We start from the raw sequence: 6,123 nt of genomic DNA on the forward strand, positions 1-6,123 counted from the left end.
AACATTTTTTCGCTATTCCTAATTTATATTGGCAGTGTAATCCCCAATCCCTTTTTTATCATCACCCAGCCCATATAGAGCATCACGACGATGAATACGTATCGCAACTGCTTTGCGGGCAGTTTATGCGCTGTTCGGACGCCTACCTGAGCCATAGGCACGCTCGTTGCCGCGAGTAGAATCCATGATTCAAGGTTCATGTATCCCAGCATGTGAAGATTGTGGAACACGAATGGTATGCCCGCTTTTAAACCGTTGTAGATGTAGCCAATGAGTCCACCGATGGAGGTGAATATCATCAGTGCAGTGGAAGTGCCAACTGCGCGGTGGATTCCAAATGAGAGTGCGACGACCATCACAGGCACCATAAGCACGCCTCCGCCTATGCCGATGATACCGGTAACGATGCCGAGCGGAACGCCCCAGAGAATCCATAACAGCGGACTGTCTACGGGCTTCTTACCGGTAACCTCCGGGGGTTTCGCTGTGAGCATTCTGACTGCGCCGGCAATGATTGCGGAGCCGAAAGCTATACTGAGAATCCAACCCAATCCCATCCCCACGAGCGTTGTTGCGATGGTCGCACCAATGACCGCACCTACTGCGCCAGATACACCGAGAAAAATCGCCGCTTTCCACCATACTGCATCCTTTTTCGTATGCCCATAAGCGCCGCTTGCCGCAGTGGGAAGCACCACGAACAGGTTCGTGCCGAAGGCAATCGCCATCGCAGTATTGAATGGTATACCCAAAGCTGTATATGCCCAGACCTGAACGGGAATCATGATGAAACAGCCGCCGACACCGAGCAGTCCACTCGCAAATCCCACGCCAAGCCCGGTAATCAGCAGCACAATTGCCGCTGTCAAAAAATCTATCGATACAGGCATTATGCTTCACCTCCTTCTATTGACTTCGCCTCCAGCAGCGCTACTCGCAAATCCTCCTTCTGCGGAACCTGCCCGAAGAATTTTAATTCATCATTTATCACCACTGCGGGTGCTAAAACAAGACCGCTGTCCGGATGCCGTTCGAGGAGTGGTTTCGCTTTTCGATCCAAACCCTCGGCATCACCCCTCGCAAGTTCATCGCTTATATCAGGCATCGGCTCACCTACGAGCTCCGCAAACTGCCTTAACGATACGCATCTCCCATATCGCTCCGCCTCTGTCGTTCCCACGACCAGCTTCTCCAATTCCACATCTATCCCAAGCTCTTCTGCAAGCACACCCACCAGCTCGTAAGTCAGGTGACATCGCGGGCATGGCGGATCCGTCCCTATAACTTTCACGCTTAGTTTCATTTTCTCTACCATGGTCTTGGTCATAATATTTCAAATATATTTGAAGTATCTATATAAAAAGGTTTATGGTTTTGAGTTAAAAGTCTATCAAAGAAAGAGGGTGATAACTTGGGAAATATTACGTGTGCTCTCACGCATTCACCGACGCTAATGGGGGCTTATTATGACTGGATACCTGCAATAGAACCGTGGTGAAGCTCGTAGACATAACCAAACAAAATGTTTTATAGGCAGTCAACCAATTTTTATATAAAGGAGTGATGTGCGTCTGCACCCGTAAGTTCACAGCAAAATTCACAGATGGATGAGGATGAGACTTTCTCACAGCTTGACCCCAGGATTCGTAAGATATTGGTGAAGTCCTTTTCACAACCTACACCTACAGAACCTCAGAAATTAGCTATACCGCTCATTCTTGAAGGTAAAGATGTATTACTCATTGCACCCACAGGCTCTGGTAAGACCGAAGCGGCGATTCTACCGGTGTTCCACAGGCTACTGGGGTATGAAAGGGGTGGCTTTCTCGCACTTTATATCACGCCCCTGCGCGCTTTGAATCGTGATATGCTATTGAGGTTAAAGCGCTGGGGTGAGGAGCTGGGCATCAGTATCGAGGTCCGCCATGGTGACACCAGCGCGTATATGAGGAGAAAGCAAGCTGTAAACCCGCCTGATATGCTCATTACTACTCCAGAGACGATACAGGCGATATTACCGGGTCGGAGGCTGCGTGAGAATTTGAAATCTGTGAAGCATGTGATAATAGACGAAGTACATGAACTTGTGAATTCAAAACGAGGTGCACAGCTTTCAATTGCACTGGAGCGGATAGCACGACTCTCAGGTGATTTCCAGCGCATATGCCTATCTGCCACGGTTGGCAACCCAGAAGAAGTGGCGAGATACTTCGCGGGACGAACTGGTACGATGACAGTTGTGAATGCAAGTACAAGAAGGGAGATGGAGATAGATATTTTATGTCCAGGAACGGAGTTAGATGCCCAGATAAGAGCAATAACCGGTGCGGTGAAGAGTGCAAAATCGAGTTTGATATTTGTAAATACGAGAAGAGCTGCGGAGATGCTTGCTTCTTCCATTAACAGGTTCGAACCCGGGCTGGTTGGTGTCCATCACGGTTCACTCTCGCGAGAGACGAGGCTGGAGGCAGAGGATAAACTGAAGAGTGGCGAGATAAGAGGGCTTATCTGTACCAGTTCTATGGAACTCGGCATTGACATCGGCTCTGTTGATCTGGTAATCCAGTATGCATCGCCACGTGAGGTGACGAGATTGGTGCAGAGGGTGGGTCGGGCATCACATTCATACCAGAAGAGTTCGCATGGCATGATCATTGCACTTACACCCGATGACGTTGCTGAGTCGCTGGTGATAGCACGTAGAGCGAAATCGGGCGATATAGAACCGCAAAAAATGACGATCGGCTCGCTTGATGTCATGGCGCATCAAATTTGCGGTATTCTGCTCGATTACGGCACAAGCACGATATCACTCCCGGAACTTCACTCTTTTATACGGGGCGCATATCCCTACCGTGATGTTTCACTTGATGTAGTGAAGCGAGTGGTGAAGCAATTGGAGGATGAAGGGCTATTATTATCAAGAGTGGATGGAGCGCATACGCATGTAAAGAGAAGCAGAACCACAAGGGAGTATTACTATGAGAACCTCTCGATGATTCCCGATGAGAAGAGATATGAGGTGATTGATATTGTGAGTGGTAAGCTGATCTGCATGCTGGATGAGCGATTCGTACATAATTTCGCCACTCCTGGCGCATTATTCGTTGCGAGAGGTGAGACATGGCGGATAGTTGATACAGTTCCAGGGGCAGGGGCAGGAGCAGTAACGGGAGCGGGAGCAGCAGAAATAAGTACAGGAGAGCGGCTGAAGGTGGAGCCAGGAGCGAAGAAGGAGGGTGAGATACCGAACTGGGAAGGAGAAGAGATACCTGTTCCTTTTGATATTGCGCAGGAAGTGGGTGAGTTACGAGCCGAAATCGCATCTAATCCTCACAAGTTCGCCGATTCACCAACGCTCAAGTCGGTTGTGGAGCTGATACAGCGGCAGATAGAGGAAGGACATGCAGTACCAACGGCGAATATGCTGCTTGTGGAGCTGAATGGAAATGGTAAAGAGGTAGTGATAAATGCATGTCTGGGGCATCTTGTGAACGGGACATTAGGGAGAGTGATAACCGCCCTGCTCGGTGCACGACTCGGCACTGATATCGCAATGGAGATAGATCCATATCGAATAAAGCTAAAATCAGGGCTTAAGATGGATAGAAAAGCAATAGAGGAGACGATCCGAGCACTGGAGCCCAAATTTATTCGCACGATAATAGAAAAGACATTGAAGAACTCATTGTTATTCAAATGGGAGCTACTGAATGTGGCGAAGAGATTTGGTGCATTGCGTAAGAATTACGATAGAAGCGGTGTTTCCTTAGATAAACTGGTAAAGATATTTGCGGGCACGCCGATCTACGAGGAGACGGTGAAAGGGATATTTTCAGATAAGCTGGATGTGGGACGTACAGAGGAGGTGGTGCGAGGTCTGAAATCAGGCTATTTGAAGGTCATTTTCGCGGATTCGCAAACCCCTATTGGTGCATCCGGGTATTCGAGCTGGCGAGATGTTCTGGCAACGGAGCGCGGTGAGAGTTTGATTATAGATGCACTGAGGAATAGAATAATGAACGACAGGGTGATTTTATTCTGTTTGAATTGTAAGCGCTGGCAATCGGTCAGACGAGTGAGGACGATTGTGGAGCTCGGTAGTGAATCGCTCATCTGTCCGGTCTGTAATTCGCGTTTGATTGCGGCTTTGAAGCCCTGGGAGAATGAAGAGATCATGGCAGTGAGGGGTACAGGTACAGGTACGGGTGAAGAGGAAGCGAAAGTGGAAAAGAAACGGGTGATGCGTGTATATCGAAATGCGAATCTTGTGCTTTCGCATGGCATCCCTGCGGTAATTGCACTCGCTGCTCGTGGTATAGGTCCAGAAGCGGCATCGAGAATAATAAGGAAGGCAGAAGGCTCAGAATGGAGATTATATCGCTATATACTGGAGGCAGAGCGGCAATACACGAGCACGAGACGGTTCTGGGGTTGATAACCACCTGGTAAGATAACAGAAATGAGTGATTCTTTTTCTTTAAATAGCATAAGTGAGGGTGAGGGCAGCTTCTTCAAATGCCCTCTGCGTATGTTCGCCGTTATCTGCCATGCAAGTCATATTCTAATAATTCCCACCTTTGATGCTTTACTAATAAGGTAATATGACGAACGCAGAGCACGAAACTAACATAAATTTCGGGTTAACTTTGACTTCGCTGTCTTCACCGGAATAATTTATTGGCGATAAATTCTATAAAATCGTAAACCTCATACACTCGCAGCTGAAAAAAATCCCTTATCAGGTCAATAATCGCTTAATGTATCAATTGTTTTCTTAAAATAACTGTGCCATAACTTTTCAAATAAAATACCCATCTTTTTGTAATTAGAAATCCAGAGATAGGGAGCTTCTATCTGATTCCAATAAAAGATAGTTAAGGCATTCCATAAACCGTTCTCAAATCATCATCTTGGGGTGCACTCCATAGTTGATAAGGTATACCAATTTAAGATTACGCTGAAAGGCATTAAGCCACCAATCTGGTGGCGAATACAGGTTCCAGAAACGTATACATTTTGGGATTTACACGTTGCTATTCAGGATGCGATGGGCTGGGAAGATTATCACCTCCATAAATTTAAGATGCGTCATCCCTCTACTGGAGAAAATGTGAGGATAGGAACCCCAACTGAGGAAGCAGAGTTTTTTGGACAAGAAATTATTTCAGAGCACAAGCAAAAGATTGCTGACTGGTTTTCTATGGAAAACAGAATAGCAAATTACACCTATGATTTTGGAGATAACTGGGAGCATAAGATACAATTGGAAAAGATACTTCCTCGAGACAAAAATATTGAATATCCTGCATGTATCACTGGGAAAAGGGCATGCCCACCTGAAGATTGTGGAGGAATCTGGGGCTATGAAGAATTCTTAGAGGCTATAAATAATCCAGACTATGAGGAACATGAAGAAATGTTAGATTGGGTCGGTGGAGAATTTAATCCTGAACATTTCGATGTGAATGAGGTTAGTTTTGATGACCTTAATAAACGTCGGAAATTTGCATTTGGATAAAAGATGCACCTCACCTAACAGCGGATAGGATATACGGCTACGTTACGTCCAAATTCAACAAAGCCGAACTTCGTATGTTTGCGGAGCGTTGTCCGAAATTGCAGGCGATGAAAATCTTGTTCAAGTCGCAACCTGCGTTATTCTTTTATACGTTGAAAATAATGATAGATTGACGTTGATAAAATGAAGAAAGTCAACAATTTTGTGGCCATCGTTGGAAAATGGCGATTTGAAGGATACACTGCAATATATACGGGCCCAGATATTAAGATTCGATCTAAGATTCCATCAGCACCTTATGGTATAGTTTTGTTTGAAGATACTATGAAAAATGGTCTGATAAAGGCGCGGGTTAAATTTAATAAAATTAAAGATAAAGATGTTGCAGGGAGGGTGATTATAGGTTATGATCCTAAAACAAAAGAATACTATTCAATTGGGATTGGGGGATATGGGCACGCTTATGTAATAGTTAGGTATAAAGAAGGAATTGGTTGGAACGGCCTAGAGGTTGCTGGGAGGAGTGAAGAAATCATCGAAGGGAAAGAATATGAGATAGAAGTTAAGATATACGGCCAACAAATAATTTTGAGAGTTAATAA

5 protein-coding genes are annotated in these 6,123 nt (G+C 45.8%); 3 read left to right on the forward strand and 2 right to left on the reverse strand.

Features of this window, described 5'->3' with window-relative positions:
- Window positions 1–23 precede the first annotated feature (23 nt).
- Window positions 24–890 (reverse strand): sulfite exporter TauE/SafE family protein, encoded by an 867-nt coding sequence (locus J7J01_09655; protein MCD6211127.1) that lies wholly within the window; start codon window positions 888–890, stop codon window positions 24–26.
- The gene (locus tag J7J01_09660; GenBank protein ID MCD6211128.1) at window positions 890–1,303 is read right to left on the reverse strand and encodes a hypothetical protein; all 414 of its coding nucleotides are present in this window, start codon (window positions 1,301–1,303) and stop codon (window positions 890–892) included. Before J7J01_09660 ends, J7J01_09655 begins: the two co-directional genes overlap by 1 nt.
- Before the next feature lie 300 nt (window positions 1,304–1,603).
- Here J7J01_09660 and J7J01_09665 point away from each other — a divergent pair, with 300 nt between their 5' ends.
- The 3 genes from J7J01_09665 to J7J01_09675 all read left to right on the forward strand — a co-directional run.
- Window positions 1,604–4,438 (forward strand): DEAD/DEAH box helicase, encoded by a 2,835-nt coding sequence (locus tag J7J01_09665; GenBank protein MCD6211129.1) that lies wholly within the window; start codon window positions 1,604–1,606, stop codon window positions 4,436–4,438.
- 480 nt (window positions 4,439–4,918) lie between these two features.
- Complete coding sequence (locus tag J7J01_09670; protein ID MCD6211130.1) at window positions 4,919–5,521, forward strand: plasmid pRiA4b ORF-3 family protein; 603 nt, start codon at window positions 4,919–4,921, stop codon at window positions 5,519–5,521.
- A 183-nt stretch (window positions 5,522–5,704) separates the two neighbouring features.
- Window positions 5,705–6,123, forward strand: a 419-nt coding sequence (locus tag J7J01_09675) for a hypothetical protein (protein ID MCD6211131.1), incomplete at its 3' end; no start/stop codon positions are given.

The organism is Methanophagales archaeon (assembly GCA_021159465.1).
GTDB lineage: Archaea > Halobacteriota > Syntropharchaeia > Alkanophagales > Methanospirareceae > G60ANME1.